The sequence below is a fragment of the Flavobacterium sp. genome, assembly GCF_965262375.1.
GTDB lineage: Bacteria > Bacteroidota > Bacteroidia > Flavobacteriales > Flavobacteriaceae > Flavobacterium.
The window spans coordinates 742844-769279 of the sequence record NZ_OZ253527.1 but is presented as its reverse complement, the minus strand read 5'-3'; the positions used below and the strand labels follow the sequence as shown (position 1 = coordinate 769279).

Annotated in this window: 27 protein-coding genes; 9 read left to right on the top strand and 18 right to left on the bottom strand. The window is 36.4% G+C overall.

Going from position 1 to position 26436, the window contains the following annotated elements:
• Positions 1-10: 10 nt before the first annotated feature.
• The 6 genes from ACQY29_RS03650 to ACQY29_RS03625 all read right to left on the bottom strand — a co-directional run bounded on the left by ACQY29_RS03650 (position 11) and on the right by ACQY29_RS03625 (position 3648).
• Complete coding sequence (locus tag ACQY29_RS03650) at positions 11-910, bottom strand: histone deacetylase family protein (RefSeq protein WP_428223890.1); 900 nt, start codon at positions 908-910, stop codon at positions 11-13.
• Positions 911-930: 20 nt separating this feature from the next.
• A complete protein-coding gene (locus ACQY29_RS03645; RefSeq protein ID WP_428223889.1) occupies positions 931-1563 on the bottom strand; it encodes a CatA-like O-acetyltransferase in 633 nt (210 codons plus the stop codon).
• Complete coding sequence (locus tag ACQY29_RS03640) at positions 1553-1873, bottom strand: type II toxin-antitoxin system RelE/ParE family toxin (RefSeq protein ID WP_428223888.1); 321 nt, start codon at positions 1871-1873, stop codon at positions 1553-1555. Before ACQY29_RS03640 ends, ACQY29_RS03645 begins: the two co-directional genes overlap by 11 nt.
• Positions 1861-2094 carry a hypothetical protein gene (locus tag ACQY29_RS03635; RefSeq protein WP_428223887.1) on the bottom strand — a complete coding sequence of 78 codons (234 nt, stop codon included), beginning with the start codon at positions 2092-2094 and terminating at the stop codon, positions 1861-1863. Before ACQY29_RS03635 ends, ACQY29_RS03640 begins: the two co-directional genes overlap by 13 nt.
• Positions 2095-2135: 41 nt before the next feature.
• A complete protein-coding gene (locus tag ACQY29_RS03630; RefSeq protein WP_428223886.1) occupies positions 2136-2822 on the bottom strand; it encodes an HAD family hydrolase in 687 nt (228 codons plus the stop codon).
• 310 nt (positions 2823-3132) lie between these two features.
• Entirely contained in the window at positions 3133-3648 is a 516-nt protein-coding gene (locus ACQY29_RS03625) for a ferritin (RefSeq protein ID WP_428223885.1), read from the bottom strand.
• 530 nt (positions 3649-4178) lie between these two features.
• Between ACQY29_RS03625 and ACQY29_RS03620 the strand changes: the two genes are divergently transcribed.
• Genes ACQY29_RS03620 through ACQY29_RS03605 form a run of 4 tightly spaced genes read left to right on the top strand, consistent with a single transcriptional unit; the run spans position 4179 to position 6226 of the window.
• Positions 4179-5135 carry a 2-hydroxyacid dehydrogenase gene (locus tag ACQY29_RS03620; RefSeq protein ID WP_428225866.1) on the top strand — a complete coding sequence of 319 codons (957 nt, stop codon included), beginning with the start codon at positions 4179-4181 and terminating at the stop codon, positions 5133-5135.
• Positions 5122-5541 carry a hypothetical protein gene (locus tag ACQY29_RS03615; RefSeq protein WP_428223884.1) on the top strand — a complete coding sequence of 140 codons (420 nt, stop codon included), beginning with the start codon at positions 5122-5124 and terminating at the stop codon, positions 5539-5541. Before ACQY29_RS03620 ends, ACQY29_RS03615 begins: the two co-directional genes overlap by 14 nt.
• 5 nt (positions 5542-5546) lie before the next feature.
• Positions 5547-5918, top strand: coding sequence for a VOC family protein (locus ACQY29_RS03610; protein WP_428223883.1), 372 nt, complete (start codon positions 5547-5549; stop codon positions 5916-5918).
• Between the two features lie 23 nt (positions 5919-5941).
• A complete protein-coding gene (locus ACQY29_RS03605) occupies positions 5942-6226 on the top strand; it encodes a TM2 domain-containing protein (protein ID WP_428223882.1) in 285 nt (94 codons plus the stop codon).
• Positions 6227-6370: 144 nt separating this feature from the next.
• Here ACQY29_RS03605 and ACQY29_RS03600 read toward each other — a convergent pair whose 3' ends face one another.
• The 6 genes from ACQY29_RS03600 to ACQY29_RS03575 form a co-directional block, all read right to left on the bottom strand.
• Complete coding sequence (locus ACQY29_RS03600) at positions 6371-7150, bottom strand: TPM domain-containing protein (protein WP_428223881.1); 780 nt, start codon at positions 7148-7150, stop codon at positions 6371-6373.
• A 22-nt stretch (positions 7151-7172) separates the two neighbouring features.
• Positions 7173-7610 (bottom strand): TPM domain-containing protein, encoded by a 438-nt coding sequence (locus tag ACQY29_RS03595; RefSeq protein ID WP_428223880.1) that lies wholly within the window; start codon positions 7608-7610, stop codon positions 7173-7175.
• Positions 7610-8224, bottom strand: a complete 615-nt coding sequence (locus tag ACQY29_RS03590; RefSeq protein WP_428223879.1) for a LemA family protein — start codon at positions 8222-8224, stop codon at positions 7610-7612. Before ACQY29_RS03590 ends, ACQY29_RS03595 begins: the two co-directional genes overlap by 1 nt.
• A 13-nt stretch (positions 8225-8237) precedes the next feature.
• The gene (locus ACQY29_RS03585; protein WP_428223878.1) at positions 8238-8441 is read right to left on the bottom strand and encodes a hypothetical protein; all 204 of its coding nucleotides are present in this window, start codon (positions 8439-8441) and stop codon (positions 8238-8240) included.
• A gap of 135 nt (positions 8442-8576) precedes the next feature.
• On the bottom strand, positions 8577-8909 hold the full coding sequence (locus tag ACQY29_RS03580) for a MerR family transcriptional regulator (RefSeq protein ID WP_428223877.1): 333 nt from the start codon (positions 8907-8909) through the stop codon (positions 8577-8579).
• Positions 8910-8990: 81 nt separating this feature from the next.
• Positions 8991-9971, bottom strand: a complete 981-nt coding sequence (locus ACQY29_RS03575; protein WP_428223876.1) for a M23 family metallopeptidase — start codon at positions 9969-9971, stop codon at positions 8991-8993.
• A gap of 385 nt (positions 9972-10356) precedes the next feature.
• On the opposite strand from ACQY29_RS03575, the gene alaS reads away from it, so the two are divergent.
• On the top strand, positions 10357-12999 hold the full coding sequence (gene alaS / locus ACQY29_RS03570) for an alanine--tRNA ligase (RefSeq protein WP_428223875.1): 2643 nt from the start codon (positions 10357-10359) through the stop codon (positions 12997-12999).
• Positions 13000-13093: 94 nt separating this feature from the next.
• Positions 13094-13633: a hypothetical protein gene (locus tag ACQY29_RS03565; protein ID WP_428223874.1), complete on the top strand. Its 540-nt coding sequence runs from the start codon at positions 13094-13096 to the stop codon at positions 13631-13633.
• Positions 13634-13807: 174 nt separating this feature from the next.
• Here the strand turns inward: ACQY29_RS03565 and ACQY29_RS03560 are convergent, their stop codons facing one another.
• Positions 13808-16099 (bottom strand): TonB-dependent receptor, encoded by a 2292-nt coding sequence (locus tag ACQY29_RS03560; protein ID WP_428223873.1) that lies wholly within the window; start codon positions 16097-16099, stop codon positions 13808-13810.
• A gap of 321 nt (positions 16100-16420) precedes the next feature.
• Here ACQY29_RS03560 and ACQY29_RS03555 point away from each other — a divergent pair, with 321 nt between their 5' ends.
• Complete coding sequence (locus ACQY29_RS03555; protein ID WP_428223872.1) at positions 16421-17422, top strand: phosphatidylinositol-specific phospholipase C domain-containing protein; 1002 nt, start codon at positions 16421-16423, stop codon at positions 17420-17422.
• A 37-nt stretch (positions 17423-17459) separates the two neighbouring features.
• On the opposite strand, the gene ACQY29_RS03550 is transcribed toward ACQY29_RS03555, so the two are convergent.
• Complete coding sequence (locus tag ACQY29_RS03550; RefSeq protein ID WP_428223871.1) at positions 17460-18212, bottom strand: UDP-2,3-diacylglucosamine diphosphatase; 753 nt, start codon at positions 18210-18212, stop codon at positions 17460-17462.
• Between the two features lie 66 nt (positions 18213-18278).
• Here ACQY29_RS03550 and ACQY29_RS03545 point away from each other — a divergent pair, with 66 nt between their 5' ends.
• Positions 18279-19511 carry a T9SS type A sorting domain-containing protein gene (locus ACQY29_RS03545; RefSeq protein ID WP_428223870.1) on the top strand — a complete coding sequence of 411 codons (1233 nt, stop codon included), beginning with the start codon at positions 18279-18281 and terminating at the stop codon, positions 19509-19511.
• Between the two features lie 50 nt (positions 19512-19561).
• Here ACQY29_RS03545 and ACQY29_RS03540 read toward each other — a convergent pair whose 3' ends face one another.
• The 3 genes from ACQY29_RS03540 to ACQY29_RS03530 all read right to left on the bottom strand — a co-directional run bounded on the left by ACQY29_RS03540 (position 19562) and on the right by ACQY29_RS03530 (position 24920).
• Positions 19562-20776: a TCR/Tet family MFS transporter gene (locus tag ACQY29_RS03540; RefSeq protein WP_428223869.1), complete on the bottom strand. Its 1215-nt coding sequence runs from the start codon at positions 20774-20776 to the stop codon at positions 19562-19564.
• A gap of 82 nt (positions 20777-20858) precedes the next feature.
• Positions 20859-22070 carry a 2-oxoglutarate dehydrogenase complex dihydrolipoyllysine-residue succinyltransferase gene (gene odhB, locus ACQY29_RS03535; protein WP_060383578.1) on the bottom strand — a complete coding sequence of 404 codons (1212 nt, stop codon included), beginning with the start codon at positions 22068-22070 and terminating at the stop codon, positions 20859-20861.
• A 93-nt stretch (positions 22071-22163) separates the two neighbouring features.
• Complete coding sequence (locus ACQY29_RS03530) at positions 22164-24920, bottom strand: 2-oxoglutarate dehydrogenase E1 component (RefSeq protein ID WP_428225865.1); 2757 nt, start codon at positions 24918-24920, stop codon at positions 22164-22166.
• Positions 24921-25039: 119 nt separating this feature from the next.
• Here ACQY29_RS03530 and ACQY29_RS03525 point away from each other — a divergent pair, with 119 nt between their 5' ends.
• Positions 25040-25567 (top strand): hypothetical protein, encoded by a 528-nt coding sequence (locus ACQY29_RS03525; RefSeq protein WP_428223868.1) that lies wholly within the window; start codon positions 25040-25042, stop codon positions 25565-25567.
• Here the strand turns inward: ACQY29_RS03525 and ACQY29_RS03520 are convergent.
• Positions 25559-26365, bottom strand: a complete 807-nt coding sequence (locus ACQY29_RS03520) for a hypothetical protein (protein WP_428223867.1) — start codon at positions 26363-26365, stop codon at positions 25559-25561. The genes ACQY29_RS03525 and ACQY29_RS03520 overlap by 9 nt on opposite strands.
• Positions 26366-26436: the final 71 nt, after the last annotated feature.

Below are 26436 nucleotides of genomic sequence, written 5' to 3'. Positions count from 1 at the left end.
AACGTAAGTATTAATAAATATCTTTAGCGGTTCGATAGGTATTCGCATGTGCCTCAATAATGGTTTTGATTTCGGGCGAATATCCACCGCCCATACTGCATTGCACGGGTATTTCGTAACGCTTGCTCAACGAAAATACTAGCGCATCACGTTGTTTACACCCCGCTAATGTACAGCCTAATTTGCCCAACTTGTCGGTGGCTAAAATATCTACACCACTCAGATAAAAAATAAAATCAGGTTTTTGAGTTTCGATTAACATGGGTAAGGTTCGTTCTAAAATGCTCAAATAATCTGAATCGGTAGTTCCATCGGCAAGCGCAATGTCTAAATCGGAAACTTCTTTTTTAAAAGGGTAGTTACTTTGCCCATGCATTGAAAAAGTAAATACGTTAGAATTCTTTTGAAAAATTTCGGCCGTTCCATTGCCTTGATGCACATCTAAATCCACCATTAAAATCTTCTTAGCCAAGTTATGATTTAATAAATATTGTGCCGCTACAGCTTGGTCGTTTAACAAACAAAAAGCTTCCCCACGGTTACTATAAGCATGGTGAGTACCTCCCGCAATATTAAAAGCAATGCCATCTTTCAAAGCGTTCAAACTTGCAGTAATAGTCCCTTCTGTCAATCGCAGTTCTCTCTCTACTAATGCTTCTGTTAGTGGAAAACCAATTTTTCGAGCTGCTCGAGCATCTAAAGTTAATTGGGTCAAATCTGTCACATATTCTTGTTGATGTACAGTGGTTACATGCGCTAAGTCCACTATTTCAGGCTCAAAGAACATGCAAGCAGTGGCTGTGCCTTCATGGAGTAATTGTTGTGGTAATAGTTCGTATTTCTGCATTGGAAATCGATGACCCTCAGGCAAAGGATGTTTGTAAATGGGATGATAGGCAATCGTGAACATAAATAACTTATAATGAGAAATTACGCATCCATCAATCGCTGAAATTCCTCTACAAAAAGCCCCAGATGATACCCATCTATTAATCCATGATGTACGTGGATGGACATTGGAATATTGTATTTTCCATTTTCTTGTGTAAGTTTCCCGAAAGAAATTTTAGGGCAACTGTCTTCATAAGCAAAGCCTCTGGCGTGGGATAATGAGGTGAAATCTATCCAAGGAATAGCTGAAAAATGAATTAGATTAACAAGAGGAAAGTCTCGGGTAAAAAGTCCTTTGGTGTTTTGTACCCGTTGAATTTCTTGAGTAACAACCTCCTGAAATGCTTGGATTTCTTCCTGCAAAGGCATAAACGAAAACCCAAACGTTTTATCTTCTCGCAATACCGTTACTGAAGCATCTATACGGTCAAAAAGGTATACTTCTTTGTCTATGATGCGCAATCTGAAATTTTCAACCGCATTGACCGCAAGTAATGTTTTATGCAAATAATAAGTAAAAAAAGGAATTTGTATGGCTTTAGCCGTTTGATAGGCTTTCGTACAATCAATGGAAAGGCTTATTCCGTAAAAGGGTTCCTCCATTTGACTAAAGAACTCAAAATGTTCTTTTCTGTTCCATTTTTGTAAATCTATTTTGGTTTTACTTACCACTTGTTTTGTTTAAAAAGTTTAATAATTTTTCTGGTTCCTGTCTATTATCCCAAAAAGCTGTAATAATGATTTTAGTTTCGGTTGGCTTATAAAAAATACTGTAATGTCCTAAAGAAATGACACGTGTATCCTTAAAGTTACTTGGTTTTCCAATAAAAGGTTGCTTTTTCAAAATGGTAACTCTTTCCGAAATACGTTTGTATAAACTTTTTGAATAAGAGGTGTTCTTATTTCGTTCTACCCAATATTCTAAAACATAATCACGCTGAGAAATAGCTGTTTCAGTCCAATATACTTTCAACTGCGCCATCTAACATCTCTTTTTTCGAGTTGTTCTTCGTCAACAATTTTGTTATTTTGGATGTCATTTTCGCTCATGGTGAGCATTTCGATTTGTTCTGAAGTGAGTGCAATTTTTCCTTCAACCACAGACGATTCGAAAATCCCAAAAATAGAGGCTAACAACTCTTCATTTTGAGTCGCTAAAATCTTATCGATTAGATTATTTTTTAAGATTTCTAAAGAGTTCATCTACTGTTGTTTTTATGTAAATTTCTAAAAAAATAAGGACACTACAAAATATTTAAAACTTCTTTAATAGTAGCAACGGCTTTAAAATTTTCATGTTCAATTTCAAAATCAATACGCTCGTATGCCCAAGTAGTATGATACGGAATGTGCACGCCCCAACCGCCAATGTTCAACACTGGTAAAACATCCGATTTTAAAGAATTGCCAATCATCATAAAATCACTTGGAGGGATGTCTAATCGTCCCAACATTTTTGAATAATCCACCTCTGTTTTATCGCTCATGACTTCAATATGATGGAAATAATGTCCTAAACCAGAATCGTGAAGTTTTCGGTGTTGGTCTTTCAAGTCGCCTTTTGTGGCTACAATTAAGCGGTATTTGCCTTTTAATTCCTGCAAAACGGCTTCGACATTAGGGAGTAATTCAACAGGTTTTTCTAGTAATTCTTTTCCAATTTTCAATATCTTCTCAATAGCGTTTCCTGAGATTTGATTCTGAGTCAATTCCAAAGCTGTTTCAACCATAGACAAGGTAAAAGCTTTGATGCCAAAACCGTATAGCGGTAAATTTTTTACTTGATGATTTAAAATCATTTGCAAAATGACTTGATGCGAAGCATAATTATCAAATAGCGCGCAAAATTTTTCTTGGGCTTCATCAAAATAGGGTTCGTTATGCCAAAGCGTATCATCCGCATCAAAAGCGATTATTTTGGGTTTCATCATAGTGCAAATTTTATGAGCGAACCCGCTAAAAATGGAGTGGGTTCAAAAGATATTCAAAAGTACAGTTTTAAAAGTGAATATGGAAATCCATCTTTTCAAGAACTTCTAAACAAAAAACTCCCTCAAATTGAAGGAGTCTTATATTTTTCAATTAAATCAAACATAGGGCATTTTTTGCAACGTTTGGATTCTTTTTTCTTGTATTTTTCACAACATTTTGACTTACACTTTTCTGCTTTTTTGTGTAATTTTTTAGGCTCTTTTTCGTGCTTGTCTTTGCTTTTATGTTTTTCCTTGTTGCTCAAAACCGTTAGGGATTACCGGAAGTGTTATTTTTATTGGTAATCTGCAAAATATCCCTATCAAAAAGATACAAACCGCCTTTATCGTCACCTATCATGTTGATTTTGTCTAGGATGCTCTTAGCCTGGGCTTCTTCTTCTATTTGTTCGGCTACATACCATTGCAAGAAATTGTGGGTGGCATAATCGCGCCCCTCAAAGGTTAAATGCACTAATTCGTTGATGGAATGCGAAACAAATAATTCATGTTTATACAAGGCTTCAAACATTTGCTGAAAGGTATCGAAAGTTGTTTGAGGCATTTTCAAATCGGTTATCAAAGCATGGCCTCCTCTTTCGTTGACATATTTGACCAATTTGAGCATGTGCATACGTTCTTCATCGGACTGTAAATACATAAAACGGGCAATGCCTTCAAAACCGTGAATTTCTGCCCAACATGCCATTGACAAATAAACTTGTGAGGATTCGGCTTCGATACGGATTTGCTTGTTTAAAGCGTCTTCAATACTTTTTTGTAACATAGTTTAGTTGGTTTTCTTATAAAGTTACGAAAAATAATGCTACAAGCTTTCTGAATTATTTACTTCTTATTATTTATAGTTTGCTTTTAAACAGACTCTTTTTTTGATAAATCAGAATGATAAAGCTATTTTAGAATGTAAATAGTCTTATTCATATGAGGGAATCAACATACATAATTGGCTCAAACAACTATATGAAGTAGGCAATTCCTCATTGACAAATGAATCTCCTTTATAGTCTCTGTTTTATTTCAGTGTCTCGTATTCGATTAGGGTTAAAATGGATTTACAATAATGAACGGATTTTTAAGATAAAACTAGGCTTATAGTCATTGTAAAACAATATCTGCATATACAAAATGATCTTCATTTTGGGAAGTTTAATTTGTTAGTTTATTGATAAAAATGCGGAATTATAACGAAGCTCGAAAATAGTGTTTGAAAACGGTACTGGAACAGTGAAAAAAAAAGTGAGTCTGTTGTTATTTTAATATTTCAAGTTCGTAAATTTGGATATAATTGATCTACATTTGAAACCTCAAGATATAAAAATACTACATTTAGATAGTAATCACCCTTTGTTAAGAAATCAACTGGAAACAGCTGGTTTTCAAAACTACGATGATTTTACTTCAACCAAAGAAGCAATAGAAGCTAAAATTTCCGAATATCACGGTATAGTTATTCGAAGCCGTTTTAAAATCGATAGAATTTTTTTAGATAAAGCTACAAACCTACAATTTATAGCGCGCGTAGGTGCAGGTTTGGAAAGTATCGATTGTGATTATGCCATAACCAAAGGCATTCATTTAATTGCCGCCCCAGAAGGCAATCGAAATGCTGTGGGCGAACATGCCTTAGGAATGCTTTTATCTTTATTTAACAATCTAAACAAAGCCAATAACGAAGTCAAATCTGGTCAATGGAACCGTGAAGCAAATCGCGGGTATGAATTAGATGGTAAAACTGTAGGCATCATTGGTTATGGCAACATGGGAAAATCCTTTGCCAAAAAACTCAGAGGCTTTGAAGTAGAAGTCCTTTGTTATGATATCGCTCCCAACGTAGGTGATGCCAATGCACGCCAAGTTACATTACAAGAATTTCAAGATAAAGTAGATGTAGTCAGCCTGCACACCCCTTGGACACCTGAAACCGATAAAATGATAAACACTGATTTTATCAAGGAGCTTTCTAAGCCATTTTGGTTTATTAATACCGCACGCGGAAATAGTGTGGTTACCGTCGACCTAGTGGCTGGTTTGAAAAGTGGAAAAATTTTAGGCGCTGGGTTAGATGTGTTGGAATATGAAAAACTCTCTTTTGAAACACTTTTTGAAGGGGAAAAACCCGAAGCTTTCGAATACCTATTACATGCCCCAAATGTTTTATTAACCCCTCATATTGCTGGTTGGACTTTTGAAAGTAAAGTAGGATTGGCACAAACTATCGTTGATAAAATAATTGCATTATATGAACAAGGTTAGTTATTACATCGTTTTGGCTGTAGGCCTGTTATTGTGCCTTAGCTTTTTTCCACATGCTTTTTTAGGCATGCAAGCGGTCATGGAACATATTGAAAAAGGAGAAATTCAAGCGCCCGCCGCTAATGGTATGCGGATGATATGGTTGTATTCTTCAGTAATGATGTTAGTTTCGGGGATATGGTTGTTGCTATTGGCACAGCATATTTTGATTGGCAGTCATAAAGCACGCTTACAAGTACTCGTTTTGGGCATTGGTTTAGCTATTTTTGGCTTAGGATGCACTTATATTTCCAGAGAAATTGACGCCATGACAGGGTTCACTATTCAAGGTTGTTTGCTGGTTATTGCAACGACATTTACCTATAAAAAAGCACATCATTTATACGAACATCACCAAACAAATTAGAAAATATGAAACGAGTAACAGGTATTGGGGGATTGTTTTTTAAAACAAAAGACCCTGTAGCCATGAACGCATGGTACGGTAAGCATTTAGGCTTGCCCGTTAATGAGTATGGCGCTACTTTTCAATGGAAAGACGAAGAAGGCAACGACGGAATGACCCAATGGAGTACCTTTAAAGAGGATACATCGTACTTTGCCCCCAGTGAAAAACCCTTTATGTTCAACTACCGAGTGGAGAACTTAGAAGAACTGTTAAAAATTTTAGCCTCAGAAGGTGTAACAATTGTAGGGGAAATGCAGACTTATGAGTATGGAAAATTTGGGTGGATTTTAGACCCCGAAGGCAATAAAATTGAACTTTGGGAACCCACCAAGTGACAATACTAAAAAAACAACAATTCATGGAAACAAAGAAACCAAGAGAAGATTGGAACACACCTAACTACGGCAGACCTGTACAGGAAAACAAGAAAGTAATTTGTGGCGTAATGGGGATTTTATTTGGAAGCTTAGGGATTCACAAATTTGTATTAGGCTATACTAAAGAAGGAATTCTTCAAATTATTTTGAACATTTTCTGTGGTCTAGGAGGTCTTATAGGTTTTATAGAAGGTATCGTTTATTTAACTAAAACCGATGAAGATTTTTTTCAAACCTATCAGATGAACAAAAAAGGTTGGTTATAAGAAAAAAGCCCCTAAATGACATTTTAAGGGCTTTTTTTATGAACTCTATGCTTTATGTAGTGTTTATTCTATAAGTGTCGTAGTAAATTTTTTTAGTAACAAAAACAAACTGAATACTGCTCACTGAATACTGACCACTAACTACTACCAATCCCCTCCAGCACCACCGCCGGAGAAGCCTCCGCCACCAAAACCGCCGCCAAAGCCTCCAGAATCGCCACCGCCAGAAGACCAGCTACTTCCACCACGTCCCATACGGCTCAAGATAATAATGTCGCCCAAATCTAAACCTCCGCCAAAACCACCACGGTTATTGCGATTGCCTTTGTTTTTAGAAACGATGATAAGGATAAGTATAACTAGAAAAACAAAAAATAAAATACCACCCAAATCAGGTTCTTGCCCTTTCTTTTTGCGTTCTCCTTTGTATTTCCCTTTTAATGCTTTAAAAATAGCTTCGGCACCTTGGTCAAGACCTGCGTAGTAATTGCCAGTTTTGAATTCTGGAACAATGAAATTTCTTATAATATCACCTGTAATCCCAGCTGTTAAACGGTCCTCAACGCCATAACCAGGTGAAATCCATATTTTGCGTTCCTTTTTTGCTAAAAGCATGATAACCCCATTGTCTTCCTTGGCTTGTCCAATCCCCCAAGTATGTGCCCATCTAGGAGCTAACAAACCTATGTTTTCACCCTTTAAACTTTCAATAGAAATAAATACAATTTGCGTGGTTGTTGAATCGGAATATTTAACCAATTTATCTTCTAATTGACTTTTTTCGCCGTCAGACAATACCTTAGCATAATCGTACACGCTGGTTTGAAATTCAGGTTTTGTCGGAATGTCAAACTGTCCAAAAGTTAAATGGGTGAAATAAAGGAAAGCAAATAAAAGGTATGTGACTTTTTTCAAATTTGCCATTTGTATTAGGGTGGTTCTCATGTTATCCTTTCGAAATAGTGTCAGGTAATTCGTTTTTGTTGCTATGGTCCCAAGGAAAATGTTGCTGTAATTGCTTACCAGCATTCAAAATACCGGCAATAAGCCCTTCTCGGAAATGACCTTCCTTAAAGTTTTTTTGAATGGCATCACGGGTACAATCCCAGAAATCTGTAGGGACAAGCTTATTGATGCCTTTGTCACCGTAAATGGCAAAGGTTTTGGCTTCCACCGCTACGTATATTAGGACTCCGTTATGCAATTCGGTCAAATCCATTTTTAGGAAATGAAACACCTCCTTAGCGCGTTCAAGGGCGGGTAAGGAAGTGTTTTTTTCAATATGCACACGGATTTCCCCTGAAGTCTGTGATTCGGCTATGCGAATAGCATCCACAATAGCTTCTTCATCTGCTTTAGATAAAAAATCTTCTACCGTTGACATTATTTTTTCTCGCTTGCGTTGTCAAAGTTAAATTCCACTTTTGGAGCATTTTGTGCTTGTGGTTCAGCATCAAAATATGGTTTTTCTTTAAATCCAAACCATCCAGCAAATAAACTGTTAGGAAATACACTTACGTGATTGTTGTAAGGTTTGATAGCCTCGTTAAAGCGTGTTCTTGCTGTTTGGATAGTGTTTTCAGTACTTGTCAATTCGTCCTGTAATTTCAAGAAGTTTTCATTAGCCTTCAACTGAGGATATTGCTCCACAGTAACTAATAAACGAGATAAGGCAGAAGAAACCCCACTTTGTGCTTGGTTAAACTGTGTTAATTGCTCTGGTGTAATGTTTGTTGGGTCAACAGTAACCTGAGTTGCTTTAGCACGGGCTTCAATTACAGCTGTTAATGTTCCTTTTTCAAAATCGGCCGCTCCTTTTACGGTATTTACTAAGTTTCCAATTAAGTCATTTCTTCTTTGGTAAGACGTTTGTACATTCCCCCAAGCCTCTTTTACATTTTGGTCTAAAGTAACTGCGGTGTTATTAATTCCTTTAAAATAAGAGTAGCCAATAAATACTACTACTGCAATAATAATCCAAGGCAAAAATTTTCTCATAGTTGTCAAAAATTTAATTTGTAGAATCTTGTTTTAGTTTAATATAAAATTGATAAAATAAATATCCAGAAAGAAAAACCTTCCAAGCAGTGTAAAGATAAACATTAGTTTCGAAATTAAATATCTCAAAATGCGTTGGCATTCCAGACATTTTTTTGATAAAACTTGCTAAAATTAAAATACCTCCTGCTAAGTACAAATAATAAGCTTTCTTCATGTTTTTTGTTTTGCTTATTAGTCGCAGGAGCGGAATTTTTGTTACAAATAATATTTTGTTAAGAATTGATAAGCGTTGAGGTTAGTGTTTTGGAAGGTTGTATTGAAAAAGATAGACTTATTGAATTTTGTATCTTTACAACCCCTCCTTAATCCGTACCAACTGCTCCTTAATACTCTCCAATTTGGTAATAACAGCTAATTTATCCAGCGAAGGTTGTACGCCTTCTTTCAAATGTATTTTAGCGCCCTCTAAAGTAAATCCACGTTCCTTAACCAAATGATAAATCAACTGCAAATTTTTCACATCTTCGGGCGTAAACATACGGTTGCCTTTGGCATTTTTTTTAGGCTTTAATACCGTAAATTCCTTATCCCAGAACCGAATCAGCGACTGATTGACCCCAAAAGCCGTTGCCACTTCACCCATGGTATAATAGCGTTTATTTTCAGGAAGATTAATTTGCATTTTTACTTTGTTTAAGGTTTAAGGTTTAAGGCTTCAAGTTCCCGAACATGGAACTTGAAACCTTAAACTTGAAACAAATTTTTAGTCAAACGACTGATTCTCTTGCGTTGCCATTTTAGCAATTGCTGTGTATTCCACCGCCGAAATATTTCCGTAGTAAAAGTTGATAGGATTAATTTCCTTCCCCCCTTTATGTACTTCATAATGTAAGTGAGGGGCTTGACTACGTCCTGTACTTCCTACAAAACCAATAATGTCACCACGCTTCACACGTTTTCCAGGACGACAATTATAACGACTCAAGTGCGCATACAAGGTCTCGTACCCAAAACCATGACTCACCACAATATGATTACCAAAGCCTGAAGCTCCCGCATCAGCTCTACGTACCACCCCATCGCCCGTTGCATACACAGGCGTACCTGTAGGAGCGGTAAAATCCATCCCTTTGTGCATTTTACGCGCTTTGGTAAACGGGTCGCTTCGGTAACCAAAACCGGATGCCATACGTTTCAACTGTTCGTTCTTCACAGGTTGAATAGCAGGAATCGAACTCAAAAATTTATCTTTAGATTTCGCTAAGGAAAGAATTTTGTCTAACGATTTAGACTGTTCCGCCAACCCTTTTGCTAATTCCAAAACGCGTCCATCAGTACTCGAAATCAACTGTTCGTTATTCATTGCCAACAGGTTTTTAAAACGTGTTTTGCTCACAATTTTCTTTTCCTCTTCCGTTTCACCAGCACTAGCCGTGTTAAAGTAAACTTTGTAAATATTGTTATCACGCTCTTCAATATTGGCTAAAACCTCATTCAATTGGTCAATTTTTTTATTCAAAATTGTATAATTCAGTTTCAAATTTTCCAATTCTCGGGCTTGCATCTTGTCTTTTGGGGTACTGAAATAGCCTAAATCCGATATCAAAAAGAAAAATAAAAATCCAAAAAGTATCGAGGCTAATACAAATAAAACGCCATAACCTAAATTACGCCCTTTTTTAGGCTTTATTTTTCTGTACGCCAGACTTTCGGTGTCGTAATAATACTTAACTTTTTTCGACATAATTTTTTTAAAAAATCCTATTTTTGCACTCGTTATGATGAATTATTTGGTATTTCGTGCAAACGATGTGAGTTGTTAGTAACAAATATATTTTAAACTGATGAAATATCTTAATAAAATGTTTCAAAAATGTAAAGTTCTCTTTCCAACTTTTTTGAAGCAGTATAATTTCGGTGTTTCACAAGTACCGTCCTGCTGTCGGTAGTCGCTTTTTGCTTTGTTTGAAGTCGGTATAAAAACAAACTTTTGTAAAAGCAAAAGAGCTCCAACAATACCTCCATCAGGGCTAATAGAGATAAATAAAATTTTTAAAGATATTTTTTTAGTTTTTTAGTTTTAGGACAACCTTAAACTTTTAAACTTTAAACTTTTAAACAAAAGATTAATGAAATCACAAGACATTCGCAAAGCGTATTTAGATTTTTTCAAAAGCAAAGACCACTTAATCGTGCCTTCTGCCCCTATCGTGTTAAAAGACGACCCAACCCTTATGTTCAACAATTCAGGGATGGCACAGTTCAAAGAATTCTTTTTAGGCAATGGTACGCCTAAAAGTCCACGTATAGCCGATACGCAAAAATGTCTACGTGTTTCAGGAAAACATAACGATTTAGAAGATGTAGGTTTTGATACCTATCATCATACAATGTTCGAAATGCTGGGTAACTGGTCGTTTGGCGATTACTTCAAAAAAGAAGCCTTAGCTTGGGCTTGGGAATTCTTAACCGAAGTATTAAAGTTAGACAAAGACCGTTTATATGTTTCCGTTTTTGAAGGAAACACAGCTGAAAATGTACCGTTTGACCAAGACGCTTTCGATATTTGGAAACAATACGTTTCAGAAGACCGTATCATTTTAGGAAATAAAAAAGACAACTTCTGGGAAATGGGTGACCAAGGACCTTGTGGACCTTGTTCTGAAATTCACATCGACTTACGTACGGAGGAAGAAAGAGCAAAAGTTTCAGGTCGTGATTTAGTAAATGCCGACCATCCGCAAGTGGTAGAGATTTGGAACAACGTATTTATGGAATTCAACCGTAAAGCTGATGGTTCTTTAGAAAAACTTCCAGCACAACACGTAGATACGGGTATGGGCTTCGAGCGTTTGTGTATGGCGATGCAAGGGGTTACGTCTAATTATGATACTGATGTATTTACGCCACTTATCGAGAAAGTTTCAGCGATTACAGGTTTGAAATACACAACAAATGATGTCATTCTGAGCGCAAGCGAAGAAACTCAAAATAAAACCAACATCGCTATTCGGGTGATTGTAGACCACGTGCGTGCGGTTGCGTTTGCTATTGCTGATGGTCAGTTGCCGTCAAATACAGGAGCAGGCTATGTAATCCGTCGTATTTTACGTCGTGCGATTCGTTATGGATTTACGTTCTTAAACAAAAAAGAGCCATTCATCAACGAGTTGGTTGCTGTTTTAGCGACACAAATGGGTGAGTTTTTCCCAGAAATCAAAGCGCAACAAAACTTAGTAACGCAAGTAATCCGTGAGGAAGAAGCTTCGTTCTTACGCACTTTAGAACAAGGATTACAATTGTTAGAAAAAGTGGTGGCTGAAACTTCGGGTAACGAAGTTTCGGGAGAAAAAGCTTTTGAGTTGTATGATACTTTTGGGTTTCCAAAAGATTTAACAGCCTTGATTTTAAAAGAAAAAGGAATGTCGTTTAACGAAAGTGAATTCGACAAATCAATGGCAGAGCAAAAAGCACGTTCTCGTTCGGCTTCAGAAGTTTCAACAGACGACTGGAAGGTATTAATAGACGGAAATGTGGAAACGTTCGTGGGTTATGACCAAACCGAAAATGAAGTAAAAATCACTCGTATTCGTAAAGTAGATTCTAAAAAAGATGGAGTTTTGTACCAAATCGTTTTAGATAATACGCCATTCTATCCAGAAGGTGGTGGTCAAGTTGGTGATAAAGGGGTTTTAGTTTCTGCTAACGAGACGATTGAAATCATCGATACTAAGAAAGAAAACAATTTGATTTTACATTTTGCGAAGCGTTTACCAGAAAATGTGAATGCGACTTTCCAAGCAAAAGTAAATACGGAATTGCGTAGTTTGTGTGCGAGTAACCACTCGGCGACACACTTGTTACACCAAGCCTTACGTACCATTTTAGGAACGCACGTAGAGCAAAAAGGGTCTTTGGTAGCGCCTAACTATTTACGTTTTGACTTCTCTCATTTTTCAAAAGTTACGGAAGAAGAATTACGTCAAGTGGAAGATTTTGTGAATGCACGTATCCAAGAGCAATTGCCATTAATTGAAAGAAGAAGCATTCCGTTTGCACAAGCTATCGAAGAAGGTGCTATGGCATTATTCGGCGAGAAATACGGTGATAATGTACGTGCGATTAAATTTGGAGAGAGTATGGAATTATGTGGTGGTATCCACGTGAGTAATACGGCTGATATTTGGCATTTCAAAATTGTTTCTGAAGGCGCTGTTGCGGCAGGTATTCGTCGTGTAGAAGCGATAACGAATAATGCCGTGAAAGATTTCTTTGCGAAACAAGAAAATTTAATTGCGGAAGTAAAAGAAGCGTTGAAAAACCCACAAGACATTATCAAATCGGTGGTTTCGTTACAAGACGAAAATGCGAAATTGAAAAAGCAAGTCGAGCAATTATTAAAAGAAAAAGCGAAAAACCTAAAAGGTGAATTAGCTTCTCAAATTAAAGATGTAAATGGTGTCGATTTCTTAGCGGTACAAGTTGATTTGGATGCTAATGGGGCTAAAGATTTAGCTTACGAATTAGGACAAAATAAAGATAACTTATTCCTTGTTTTAGCTACCGTGAATGAAGACAAACCCATGTTAACCTGCTATGTTTCTAAAGAATTAGTAGAAGCTAAGAGCTTAAATGCGGGGCAAGTAGTTCGTGAGTTAGGAAAATACATCCAAGGCGGCGGCGGTGGACAAGCATTCTTCGCAACAGCAGGAGGTAAAAATCCAGCTGGGGTGAAAGAGGCTTTGGATAAAGCTGTAGAGTTTGTGAAATAATAATTTAAAAGTCTTTCGGAGTAACAACAATGAAAGACTTTTTTTTTAGAAATTTAAAAATGAGAACTAAAATATACTTGTTGTTACTATTGTTGTGAATACTGTTTTTTCACAACGATATGAAATTATTGAAGGCGATTTAGAAAATTTGAAAGGCATTCAGGTTTTTTCAACTGAATTCAATTATGATAAATTGCAAGTGCATGGTTTCAAATCTGAAGAAGCTTTTTTAAAAGAAAAACTGGAGCAGCGAAAAGACAATCCTGAAAAAGCAGAAGAGTTCAAACGAAATTGGTTTGAAAATCGCGAAAAATATTACAACCCAGCTTTTGTTGCATATTTCAACGATTTATTTAAAAATCAAGAATGTAAAATCACTTCAGAAGCTTCTCATCTTATGAAAGTAAACCTCACTTGGATTTATCCTGGCTATGCTTTAGAACCCGCAAAACTCTCAGCGACGATAGATTTTTATAAGCGAGAGGATCCTTCAAAAAAAATACTTTCCATTCATTTTGATAAAGTTATTGGCTTTGAGAGAAAGACTATCGCGGTAAAGGAACATGAAAGAATTATTGGTGCTTTTGAAAAACTGGCAAGAAATTTAGCCATTCAAATGAAGCGAGTTTTGTAATAGGATACTATGCTCAAAAATACTTGGAGATTGTTTAGTTTTTAATCTTTAGTTAAATTAAAGTGGTCTTTAGTCATACTGAGGAGTAACCATTCAATAACAAGTTTGTTGATTATAAGAAAATTGAAGAGGCTGTCCAAAAAGTTTTGAACAGCCTCATTTATTTTATATATTTTAGAATTTGACAGTTATACCCGTTAAGAAGTTTCTTCCTGCCTGTGGATAGTAGAAATTCTCTGTCACTGCTGGGTCGTTTGATCCTTGCGGGATATAGTAGTAGCTATACGTGTAGCCGTTTGATTCGTATAAACGATTGTACACATTGTTTACTAATAAATTTAAACTGATTTCTGCAAAATTCTTAGGTTTAAAAACATATTGGACAGCTACATTGCCATTGTGATAACTGTCTAACTTCTTACTTTCAGAAGCCGTATTGTCTAAATATTGTTTACCTACAAATTTTTGAATATACGCAATACTCATATTTTTTATTGGGTAAAAAGTAGCTGTTGCTCCTCCTATAAAATTAGGAGAGAAAGAAATGTCGGTATTCTCAAATTTTGTTACTTTGGTCGAATACGTTTCGTTAAAATTCACATCATACTCCGTAACTGCCACCAAATAATCGAATGCTTTAATTTTATTGATACTTTGTGTCAGATTCAATCCTAATTGGAAAAATTTAGTAGGCTGAACAGTAGCTTCAAGTTCAATACCCGCACGGTAACTTTTGCTTACATTTTCACGAATCGGGTCGCCCACTTCATCTAAAGCACCTGTTAGAACCAATTGGTTGTTGTAATGCATATAGAAACCATTTAAATTCACTTGAGCCATTTTATTTTTGAAACGATAACCTACTTCGTAATCAATTAACTGTTCCGCTTTTGGCTCTACTGGGTTTTTAGTCAAATCATTTCTATTAGGCTCTTTATTGGCTACCGCTACTGAACCGTAAATACTATGATTTTTGTGGATATCAAAATTTACTCCTGCTTTTGGATTAAAGAAATTATAGGTTTTATCTACCGAAAGCGTTTTTAAATCACTGCTAAGCCCATTTGTACGATAGTCTACACGTCTTGCCTGTACATCAGCATAAACCAATAATTTATGGAAGAAGGTATAATCTGCTTTTACATATACTGAATAATCCTCCTTTTTTCCTGTTGATTGGTAGTATGGAACATTCGTGACAGGCAAACTAGCATATTTTTGCTTGATTAATTCTCCAAAATGAACCCCATCATATTGATTGTAACCACCACCTAAAGATGCATTGAAGTTTTTATTTTTATAATTCAAAGCATATACAAAGGCATAAAAATCATTATCCAACCATTTTCTACGTACTACATCAGATTTCAGGTTTCCATCAGCATGGTTAGGAAAGTATTTTTTTAATTTTTGCTCTGCTTTAAATTCTTCATAATATCCTTTCCCCTTAGTAAAGTTACCCGAAATAGTTCCAGTTAAATTCGGATTAAATTGGTGCGTTACATGTAATTGATAATGTGTTTGCTCATAATTATCCACCTGATTTTCATAGGTGTAAAAATTATAGGTTCTACCGGCATTCAATAAATTATCTGCTTCTGCGGCAGAAGAATAATTTCTATCGATAAAGGCTTGAATACCCGTCTTATCACCTCTTACAACAGCTTCTGGAGTACCATACCAGGATTGATAAGTAATTTCCTTTCCTCCAAAAACCAAAGCTTTTATAGCGGTTTGTTTCCCTAAAAATCCTGCTTCAGCATAAAAAGATTTTAAGTCGGAAGAAGCACGGTCAAGGTATCCTTCACTGGCAATTTTTGACAAACGTCCCTCAGCATAGAATCCATTTTTAATACCAGAGCCAAAAGTAATATTGTGCTTTCTTGTACCAAAAGAACCCACACTGTGTGATGTACTCGCATAGCCTTCTGCTGAGGGAGTGAGCGTACGCAAGTTTAAACTTGCGCCAAAAGCTCCAGCTCCATTTGTAGAAGTCCCTGCTCCTCGTTGTAACTGAATATCTTGAACCGAAGTCACAAAATCAGGCATATTTACCCAAAACGTTCCTTGGCTTTCCGCATCATTATAAGGAATACCATTTATGGTTACGTTTACTCGTGTAGCATCGCTACCACGCACGCGCAAGCCTGTGTAGCCTACACCTGCACCCGCATCAGAAGTGGTGACCACCGATGGCATTTGGTCTAATAAAATGGGTAAATCTTGGCCTAAATTGGTCTTTTGCAATGCCTCTTTTTTGATAGTCGAATACGCAAAAGGTGATTTTGAGTTCAATCGCGTGGAAGCTACTTTTACTTCTTCTAAGGCGTTGATTTTCGTACTGTCTTGTGTTTTCTTTTCTTGTGCAGTTGTCTTTGAAACTGTTAAGAAAATACATCCTGTTAACAAAACTTTCGCAACCTGCGTGATTACTTTCCAGTTTTGATTACACTTCATTTTTTTCATTCGTTACATTTTGTCACGAATAAAAGGGGCTATTATTCAATGGAATTAATAAATAGCAGCAAAAACTTACAAAGCTTGCTTGGTTTTCCCTTGACAGCATTACCTGTCCAGGTTCGTTGGGTATAATCTCAGCCTGCAACACACAAGCACCCCTTTGAGACGGGCGCAAATTTACGTTAAGGATTTAGATATAGCAAGGATATGGATTGAAACTAGGATCTGATAGTGTAAATACATGATTATCGAATAATTTCTACAGTATAAATTATTGTGTATAAATGAATTATATATACATTGCTTCTCTGAATAAAACCCCAAATTATGAAGAAAATTGTACTTACACTAGCTACACTTGTCTCTTTACAATCCTGTACTTCTGAGCAGATGACAGATAATAAAGAGCAAGCTCAATTTATTAATAGTAATATTTCACAGAAAAATGTAGAACTATATTCAGGGTCTAGGTGGATGGAAAAATTAAATAATAATACTGAAATTGGTAAACTTTCAATTCCTGGCACACATGATTCTATGTCGATTAAAAATTATGCTTTTAGTAGTAATCAGTATGGCACTATAGAAGAGCAATTGGGAGCTGGAGCACGTATTTTTGATTTGCGATTTAATTTTGAAAATGGACAATTCATGGGGTATCATGGAATTGTACGTCTAAATTTGACACTAGAACAAGTAATGGCAACTTTTGAAAAATTCTTAAAAAATAATCCCAATGAATTTATTGTTGCTATTTTTAAAAAAGAAAACAATAATCAAGAAAAGGAATCATGGGTAAAATATTATAATGAAAAAATGCATAATTATGCTCAGCTCGGATTAGTGATGGAGCAATGGAATTCAAACAATAAATTAGTCGATTGTAGAGGGAAAGTATTGCCAATGTCTAGAGAAACCTATACCAATAGTACTTTTGTACAAGGTTGGTCAGGAAATCCTAATTTTTCTAAAACAAATTTAATAGGGAATGGGTTCTATAATACTTTAAACATAAGTGATTATTATCATGTTTCAACAATTCTAGGTGCTTCAATTAACTATAAATTTGAAAAGATTAAAGAAAATATAGATAGAGCTAATGGAAATTCAAGCACACACGATGCGTTTTTGACTTACTGCTCGGGGGCAAGTACATTTGCATATCCTGTGGCTGTTGCTGATCGTGTAAACCCTAAAGTAGCTGAGTATATTCAGCAATCTAATTTGAAATCAGCGGGCTGGATTATGATGGATTTTATTAATTCAGAAAAAGGAAATAAGTTAGCTAATAGTTGTATTCAAACATCAATAACGAATTTTTCAGAATAATATAAAAGCCCTAGGAGAAAATTTCTAGGGCTTTATTTTAATATTTTTTCAATTCGAAACGCGTTCCATCAAAAACCCCATAAGTAAAATAACCAATCCAATCGCCTAAATTCACATACTGCGCATTTCCATTTAAAGTAATCTCCATAGGCAAATGACGGTGGCCAAAAACAAAATAATCATAATGTTTGGTTTCTAATTTGCGTTTGGCATACTGAATCAACCATTCGTTATCTTCCCCTAAAAACTTGACATCTTCTGCTCCCGAAATCATTTTGTTTTTAACCGATAAATATTGCGCTAATTTCACGCCCACATCAGGGTGCAACCAGCGAAACAACCATTTGGAAAACGGATTGGTAAACACTTTTTTCATTCGCTTATAGCCTTTATCCCCAGGCCCTAAACCGTCGCCATGACCAATTAAAAAAAGTTTATTGTTGAATGTAAATTCCTTAGTTGTGTGATACACGGGAATGTTTAACTCTTTTTCGAAATAGTCGTTCATCCAAAGGTCGTGATTACCCACAAAAAAGTAAATAGGAATCCCACTGTCGCGAATCTCGGCTAGTTTGCCTAACACCCGCACAAAACCTTTAGGAACCACCGTTTTATATTCAAACCAAAAATCAAATAAATCGCCTAATAAAAAAATAGCTTCCGCATCTTGTTTGACTTCATCCAGCCATTGTACAAACTTTTGCTCCCGAGGGAAACTCATTTCAGGCGTGGGTGCGCCAAGGTGTTGGTCGCTAGCGAAATATATTTTTTTATTGATGGACACACTCATTAGTAATTGTTTGGGACAAAGATAAAAAGTATTTACTTTTGCTCACCATTAATCAAACAGATGTTTATGACTAAAAAACTACTTTCCATACTCTTTTTACTGGCTACCCAGCTTGTGTTAGGACAGCAATTGACCGCTACAGCTACCTTAATCAAAGATTTATCCTGTGTAGATACTGCTATAATTACAGTAATTGCCTCAGGTGGAACCCCTGATTACGTTTATTCTATTGATGATGGAGCAACTTTTGTGGCTAGTAACACCTTTAGTATATCTAGTGCAGGAATTTATGTAATCCTTGTGAGGGATAAAAATTATAATATAACTACTAGTAATGCTGTAAGTGTTCTTCCAGTTGTTCCACCAACGATAACAACCATTCACACACCAGTTAGCTGTAGTGGAGCTAATAATGGTACGCTCGTTGTTAATACTTTTGGGAATGCTGTACCGTATATTTATACTTTATTTGGACCAGTAATAATTGGTCCGCAAATGAATAACGTCTTTACTTATTTACCAGTAGGTACGTATTTCGTTCAAGTAACAGATGCTAAGCAATGTATAAGTAGGAGTACGGTTACAATCACTCAACCTGCACCGCTAACCGCAACTTATACTATTACCCAAGAAGACGCTTACACTATAACTACTATTACAGCTTCTGGAGGTGTACCGCCTTATCAATATTCTCAAAATGGTGGTGCTTTTACTCCTCTAAATAGATTTGCAAACCTGCCATCAGGAATGTATGTTTTTAATGTTGAAGACTCGAATGGATGCATAGTTGCTTATCCTGTTACCATACCTCCAACCGCACCTATAATAAATAATCCTACCCAAACTTTCCCACAAGGAGCTACACTGGCGGATATCATGGTAAATGGACAAAACATTAAATGGTATGCTACGTCATCAGGAAATAGAGCAATGACTTCTGAATTGCCTTTAAGTACGGTTCTGGTAGATGGAACAACCTATTATGCGACACAAACCGTAAATGGCATCGAGAGTCAGCGTACTGCTATTACCGTAAAAGTAGGCACTTTAAGCAATACCGAAAGTAGCTTTCAACAACTAAAAATATTCCCTATCCCTGCTCAAGAGCATTTGCAAATCACCAATGCTACTATTATAGAATCTGTAGAAATCTATACCTATTTAGGGACAGCCGTAGGGCATTATGAAGTGGCTAGTCAAAATATTTCGTTGGATATTTCAAACTTAGCCTCAGGGGTTTATTTCGCCAAATTAAAAACGAACGAGACTGAAAAGACCGTGAAGTTTATCAAAGAGTAATATAAGTTCAAACAAAAAACCCCAATCTTTTTCGGATTGGGGCTTTTGTATTAATGATGCTTCTTCAAAGAAACATAAGCCATCAGTGTACTTAACAACATTCCAAAGCCTCCCAAAATAAAAGGAGCACCTGCAAAAGGATGCTCAATACTTTCCTGAGTAAAATAATAAAACACATTCGACATAATAGGTGGCCCTATAATAGCTGAAGCACTAATCAAACTCGTCAACGTACCTTGTATTTCTCCTTGTTCGTTTGCGGGCACTTGCCCTGCTATTACCGCTTGTAATGCTGGTCCTGCAATACCACCGAGACAATACGGAATCAGGAAGGCAAACATCATCCAGCTTTGGCTGGCAAAACCAAAAAGAAACATACCTATCGTATACAAAGCCATGCCTACATAGATACTCTTTACATTCCCTAGCTTTGGATTTATCCATCGAATCAAACCACCTTGTACTAGTGCGACTAATAAACCTACCATGCCTAAGGATAACCCTATCATGGTTTCATCCCAATGAAATTGATACATGGTAAAATAACTCCAATTACTTTGCACCGCATGAGAAGCCGTGTGCAACAAGAATACGGCAAGGGTTAATCCAATCAGTTTTGGATATTTTTTTAAACTAATAAAAGCGCCTATCGGATTAGCTCTAGTCCAATCGAAGGCTCTACGGTGTTTTTTGGATAAAGATTCTGGAAGTATGAAATAACCATATAAGAAGTTTAGTAAACATAAAACCGCTGCGGCATAGAAAGGAATACGTGCCCCGTATTGCGCTAATAAGCCTCCAATAACGGGTCCAATAATAAATCCTAAACCAAAAGCTGCGCCAATCATTCCGAAATTCTTGGCGCGATTTTCATCGGTACTGATGTCTGCGATATATGCAGAAGCCGTCGTAATACTTGCCCCTGTAATACCCGCCAATATGCGCCCGATGAATAACCAACTGATGGTAGGCGCAAAAGCCAATAACAGATAATCCAAACTGAATCCAAAAAGTGAAAGCAATAATACAGGACGGCGACCGTATTTATCACTCAAATTTCCTACCAAGGGCGAAAACAAAAACTGCGTAAAAGCATACGCAAAAGTAAGCCAACCTCCATATTGTGCGGCATCACTTACATTACCGTGTATGAGTTCTTGAATTAACTTTGGGGTTACTGGAATGATAATTCCTAAACCTATCACATCTATTAAAAGCGTGATAAAAATAAAACCTATAGCCGCTTGTTTTTGACTTTTCTTCATAGAGCAAATAAACAAAAAAATCCCAAACTCTTTTGAAGTTTGGGATTATAAATAGGTAAGATTGCTTTGTTGCTAGCAATAACTATAATTCTAAAGCTTTTCTTGGATTACCACCCATTAAGATTTCTGCTGGATTTTCTAAAGCTTCTTTCACAGCACATAAGAAACCTACAGACTCACGTCCGTCGATGATACGGTGGTCGTAAGACAATGCTACAAACATAACTGGAGCAATTACGATTTGACCGTTTTTCACTATAGCTCTGTCTACTACATTGTGCATGCCTAAGATTCCTGATTGCGGTGGATTGATGATAGGTGTAGATAACATAGAACCAAAAACCCCACCATTAGAGATAGTGAATGTTCCACCTGTCATTTCATCTACTGTGATTTGACCGTCACGTGCACGAATGGCTAAACGCTTGATTTCAGCTTCAACCCCACGGAACGTTAAGTTTTCAGCATTACGTACTACAGGCACCATTAACCCTTTAGGCCCTGATACTGCAACAGAAATATCACAAAAATCGAAAGACACTTTTTCTTGTCCATCAATCATTGAGTTTACATCTGGGAATAATTGTAAAGCACGGGTTACCGCTTTTGTAAAGAATGACATAAAGCCTAATCCCATTTGGTGTTTTGCTTTAAATTCTTCTTTGTATTCGTCACGTAACGCATAGATAGCACTCATGTCAACTTCGTTGAAAGTAGTTAACATAGCCGTTTCGTTTTTAGCAGATACTAAACGCTCTGCTACTTTACGACGTAACATTGATAATTTTGTTCTTTGAGAACCACGAGAACCTCCTGTAGGAGTACCCATAGAAGCTTTTGCATTTAAAGCATCCTCAGTAGTAATACGACCTGCTTTACCAGTACCTGTAACTGTTGCAGGGTCAATTTCTTTTTCTGCTAATATTTTTTTAGCTGCTGGTGAAGCTGAACCTGTTGCATACGTGGTTGCTTGAACCGGTGCTGCTTTAGGAGCCTCTGCTTTAGGAGCTTCTTCTTTTTTCTCTGCTACAGGAGCTGCGCCACCTTCTGGTTTTGCGGCACTTGTATCAATTAAACAAACTACTGCACCTACAGCTACTGTGTCACCTTCTTCAGCTTTAAGCGTGATGATTCCGCTCATTTCAGCTGGTAATTCTAATGTTGCCTTATCTGAATCAACCTCAGCAATCGCCTGGTCTTTTTCTACATAATCTCCGTCTTGTACTAACCAAGTAGCAATTTCCACTTCCTTGATTGATTCCCCTGGCGAAGGGACTTTCATTTCTAAAATCATATCTTTTTTGTTTAAAGTTGATTTGTTTCAAGTTTCAAGTTGAACTTTAAAAACCTGAAACCTTAAACGTGAAACTAATACTAATTTATTATTTTATTCTTTATTTTCAAATACCATAGCGATGGCATCAGCATGACGTTTCTTAGAACGTGTATAACTTCCTGATGCTGGCGCACTGTACGCTTTAGGTGATGCTACACGGAATTTAACCTCGTTGAAATTCATCAACATAAATCCGTAAGCTCCCATATTTCTTGGCTCTTCTTGTGCCCAAACATAATCCGTTGCGTTTGGATACGAAGCAATAATCGCTTTTAATTGGTCAACTGGTAATGGGAACAATTGCTCGATTCTTACTAATGCCACATCGTTTCTTCCTTGTGCTTCTCTTTCTGCTTTTAAGTCGTAGTAGAATTTACCTGTACAGAAAACCAATGTTTTAACATCCGCTGCATTTACGTGTGTATCATTGATAACTTCTTGGAACGAACCTGTAGCAAATTCTTCAACTGAAGAAACCGCTTCTGGGTGACGCAATAAACTCTTAGGGGTAAAAACCATCAAAGGTTTACGGAAATCTGCCAACATTTGTCTTCTTAACAAGTGGAAGAAATTCGCAGGTGTTGTACAGTCCGCCACATACATATTTTGTTCTGAACAAAGTTGTAAGTAACGTTCCATACGTGCCGAAGAGTGTTCTGCACCTTGGTTTTCATAGCCGTGAGGCATTAAAATAACCAAACCATTTTGGTTGTTCCATTTATCTTCCGCTGCCGAAATGTATTGGTCAATCATGATTTGAGCTCCATTAGAGAAATCTCCAAATTGAGCTTCCCAAATAGTTAATGTTTTAGGCGATGCCATAGCATAACCATAATCAAAACCAACTACACCGTACTCCGATAACAAAGAGTTGTAAGCATTGAAGTAGCCTTTCTTGTTAGGCACATCGTTCAATAAGATTACTTCTTCTTCTGTATCCTCCGTTTTTACTACGGCATGACGGTGTGAGAATGTACCACGTTCTACATCTTGTCCAGAAATACGAACGTTGTAACCTTCCGTCAATAACGAACCATAGGCTAACATTTCACCCATAGCCCAGTCTAACTGGTTTTTCTCAAAATACATCGCTTTTCTATCGTTGATAAGCTTTTGTATTTTGCTGATATATTTTTTTCCTTCTGGTAATTCTGTTACTACTTTAGCGATACCGTCTAAGGTGTCTTTTGCTACTGCAGTATCGATTTTTTCTAACATTTTAGCTTGGTTCGCTTTAGAAAAACCAACCCACTCATCTTGCATAAACGGCTCGATAACTGTTAAAGTTTCTTCGCGCGATGCTGTTAAATTTTCATCCAATTTAGCTTTGTGAGCCTCTTCGATTTCTTTAACATACGAAGTTGAAATCACTCCTTGTTCTACTAATTTAGCACCATATAAATCTCTTACATTTTTATGTCTTGAAAGCGATTTGTATAAAACGGGTTGCGTAAAACGAGGTTCATCCCCTTCGTTATGACCATATTTTCTATAACCTAAAACATCGATATATACGTCTGAACCGAACTCCATACGATATTCTAATGCAAACACCATAGCTTTTACCACTGCTTCTGCATCATCAGCATTCACATGAATAACAGGTGCTGAAGTTAATTTAGCAATATCAGTACAGTAAGTTGCTGAACGAGAATCGGTATAATTTGTTGTAAAACCAACTTGGTTGTTGATGACTACGTGAATGGTTCCTTGTGTTTTGTAACCGTCTAAGTGTACCATTTGTGCAATTTCATACACAATTCCTTGACCAGATACGGCCGCATCACCGTGTACGATAACTGGTAATACTTTATTTGGTTGCGCTGGGAAGAAACGGTCTTGTTTAGAACGTGTGATTCCTTCCACCACAGCGGCTACAGTTTCTAAGTGCGAAGGGTTAGGCACTAAATTGATGTTAATCCCTTTTCCTTTGCGAGTTGTTTTAGGAGTGGTAATCCCCAAGTGGTATTTCACATCGCCGTCAAAATGGTCTTCATCTGCATAGTCTTTACCATCAAACTCACTAAAAATCTTTTTAGGTTCTTTGTCAAAAACATTTGCTAAAATATTCAAACGACCACGGTGTGCCATTCCTAATACTAATTGTTCCACTCCTAATTCGGCAGCTTCCTCAATTAGAATGTCAAAAGCAGGAACAACCGCTTCGTTTCCTTCTAGAGAGAAACGCTTTTGCCCTACGTATTTTGTATGTAAGAAATTTTCGAATGAAACAGCTTCATTCAATTTTTCAATGATAATCTTTTTCTTATCGGCAGTTACCTCATTTGCCATAGCATTGATTTTTTGTTCAATCCATGCTTGCGTTTTAGTATCGCGAATGTATTTGTATTCAAAGGCGATTGATTGGCAATATAATTTCTTTAATAAAGCAATTAAATCAGCCAAAGTCGTTGGATTACCTGCCACTAAACTAGCGGTTTGAAAAACCGTTTGTAAGTCAGAACTTGCTAAGCCATAGTTTTCAATTTCTAAACTAGGTGTGTGGGTTCTTCTATCTCTTACAGGGTTTGTATCGGCAAATAAGTGCCCGTTGGTGCGGTAAGCTTCAATTAATTGAAGTACTCTAATTTCTTTTTGAATTTTATCCGTTAACTGAGCGTTGTTTATAGCTCCTTCCGAAGAAGTTTCTTCACCTGAAAATCCATTTGGGAATTCGTTAGCAAAGTCAAAACCTTGAAAAAAAGCTCTCCAAGATGGTTCAACGCTATCAGGATTTACTAAATATTGGTCGTATAAATCGGCAAAAAAAGCCGTATGTGCTGCGTTTAAAAAGGAAAACCTATCCATAATGCTGTCTGATGACAATTTTTGGTTAAAAAATTACTGCAAAAGTAAAAACTTTTACACGAATATTGCCAACAAAAGAGTATATTTATGTGATTAATTTTTAATTCTTTAAAATAAGTATGAAAAAAATGCGACTAACTATTAAAATGATAATTTTTTCAGCCCTTTGTTTGGTAAATCCTTGTTTGAATGCCCAAGAAGTTTCTAGTTTAGATACTGATTTTTGGGATAAAGTGAAAATAGGAGGAGGTATAGGGGTCAATGTCGGGAATAATTTTACTAACATTGCTATTTCACCTACACTTTATTATAGTTTGACCGAAGAAGTAGCAGTAGGTGCTGGTATAAACACAACTTACATAAAAAGTAATACTTACAATTCTTTACTGTACGGGGTTTCTGGAGCAGTTTTATACAACCCAATAGAAACGTTACAACTCTCGGCTGAAGTTGATCAATTACGTGCTAATATTAGCTATGACACTTATTTAGGTAAAAATGAAAACAATTTTTGGAATACAGCTCTTTTTTTAGGAGCGGGCTACCGCGTTAATAATTTTACAGTGGGAGCAAGGTATAATGTTTTGAATAACAATAATCAAATTTATGCTAATGCATGGATGCCTTTTGTTAGGGTTTTATTCTAATTTGAATGTACTTTCTAAAATAACTTTTTCCCCATCAATAAGTTTTACTTGATAAGTACCTGTTTTCATTTTTTGGACAGGTATTTCTTTTTCAATTTTTTGACTTTTCCCATCGTATTTTATGTAGGCTATTGCGCTATAATCAGCTATACGTTCGCCTGTGGTTGTGGTTTCATTGCTACCTATTATAGAGCCGTCAGGCGCAAATACTTGAATGTATAGAACTTTGTTTTGTGGTGTGGCTAATTCGTTTTCCCCTATTATAAAACTTGTTTTAAGCAGGTTCGTTTTATTTGCTCTATTTTCAAATATCAGTTCGCCTGAGTTTTTCCTTTTGAAAGAATTTCCTTCTAAGTTGTAGTAAGATATTTTGGAAGCTTTAGCTAACTTTTCTCCGTTATCTTGTAATTTTTGGTTTAATTTAAAATTTCTGTTTTCAAGGGTGTCTTTAACTTGTTTGGCTGTGTGTAATTCAGCTTTAGAAGCTGCTAATTCGGTTTTAGTACTATCTATTTGCTTTTTGTACGAATCAATTTCATGCATCAAATAGGCAATTCGTAATTCTAAATTTTTCGAATTCAATTTAATTTGATTTATATTCTTGTCGTCAATGGTTCCAGATTTCAACTGTTTAAGGAGTTGCTCTATTTTAGTGCGCTCGGCTATTAGCTCATTGTTCAAATGTCCTTTTTGAGCGATGGCGCTATCTAGTGCGAGTTTTGTTTTGTTTAAATCATACTCCAAAGCTACCTTTTCACTTCGTAAACCAATAATGATGCCTCTGGAATGATCAGACATTTTATAGATGTAAAATAAGCTTGAGAGTAATAATATGGAAAGTATGGTAATAATAATCTTAAAGCTTTTGT